This window comes from Streptomyces chattanoogensis, assembly GCF_001294335.1.
In the GTDB taxonomy this organism is placed as follows: domain Bacteria; phylum Actinomycetota; class Actinomycetes; order Streptomycetales; family Streptomycetaceae; genus Streptomyces; species Streptomyces chattanoogensis.
In genome coordinates this window covers 1-1,401 of record NZ_LGKG01000012.1, presented here as the reverse complement: position 1 = coordinate 1,401, position 1,401 = coordinate 1, and the positions used below count along the sequence as shown (strand labels likewise).

Below are 1,401 nucleotides of genomic sequence, written 5' to 3'. Positions count from 1 at the left end.
GGTGGTGAGGGTGGCGGGTTGGAGGTGGTGGGGGAGGCGTTGGGTGAGGCGTTGGGTGATGTGGTGGGTGTTGGTGTGGGGGTGGGTGGTGACGATGTATGCGTCGAGGCGGGCGGTGGGGGTGTTGGGGTGGTGGACGACGACGGCTGCGGCGTGGATGTCGGGGTCTTCGAGGAGGACGGTGCGGATTTCGCCGAGTTCGATGCGGTGACCGCGGATTTTGACTTGGTCGTCGAGGCGTCCGAGGTGTTCGAGTTCGCCGTTGGTCAGGAAGCGGCCGCGGTCTCCGGTGCGGTAGAGGCGTGTGTGGTGTGTGGTGTGGGGGAGGAAGCGTTGGGTGGTGAGTTCGGGGCGGTTGTGGTAGCCGCGGGTGACGCCGGCGCCGGAGATGTGGATTTCGCCGGGTACTCCGGTGGGGGTGGGGTGGCCGTGTTCGTCGAGGACGTGGAGGTGCCATCCGGGCAGGGGTCGGCCGACGGAGCGGGTGGGGTGCAGGGCGTCGTGGCGGGTGAGGGTGCGCCAGGTGCAGTGCACGGTGGTTTCGGTGATGCCGTACATGTTGACCGGTCGGCAGCGGGTGGCGGGGTAGCGGTCGAACCAGGGCAGGAGGAGGGCGGTGTCGAGGCTTTCGCCGCCGAAGATCAGTAGTCGCACGGCCAGGTCGGTGCGGGTGAAGGCCTGGGCGGTGAGGAGTTGGGAGAAGGCGGTGGGGGTCTGGTTGAGGACGGTGACGGCTTCGCGGGTGAGCAGGGTGTGGAATTCTTCGGGATCGCGTGCGGTCCAGTAGGGGACGACGATCAGGCGGCCGCCGGTGAGCAGGCAGCCGAAGATTTCCCAGACGGAGAAGTCGAAGGCGAAGGAGTGGAAGAGGGTCCATACGTCGTGGGGGCCCAGGTTGAACTCGCCGCGGGTGGCGTCGATCAGCGCTCCGACGTTGCGGTGGGTGACCACGACGCCCTTGGGGCGGCCGGTGGAGCCGGAGGTGTGGATGACATACGCTGCCTGGTCCGCGTCGATGGCCGGTAGTTCCCGCTCGGGCTGGTGGGGTGCGGCGTCCATCGTGACGACCTTCAGGCCCAGTTCCGTGCAGGGCCCTTGGGGGTCGGTCTCGGCGAGGGCGACCTGCAGGCCGGTGTCCGAGGCGATGAACTCCAGCCGTTCACGGGGGTAGTGCGGGTCGAGGGGCACATACGCCGCCCCGGCCTTGAGGACTGCCAGCAGCGCCACCACCAGATCAGGGCCGCGCTCCAGACACACCCCCACCCGGTCCCCGGTCCGCACACCGGTCTCGGCCAGCACCCGCGCCAGCCGGTCCGACCGCGCCCCCACCTCCCGATACGACAGCCCGTCCACCGCCACCGCATCCGGCTGCAACCCCACCCACACCCCAAACCGCCCGGG

General features: G+C 69.3%; 1 protein-coding gene. It reads right to left on the bottom strand.

Going from position 1 to position 1,401, the window contains the following annotated elements; all coding sequences use genetic code 11:
- A partial coding sequence (locus ADL29_RS04190) for an amino acid adenylation domain-containing protein (protein ID WP_245689131.1) occupies positions 1-1,380 on the bottom strand: 1,380 nt, incomplete at its 3' end.
- Positions 1,381-1,401: the final 21 nt, after the last annotated feature.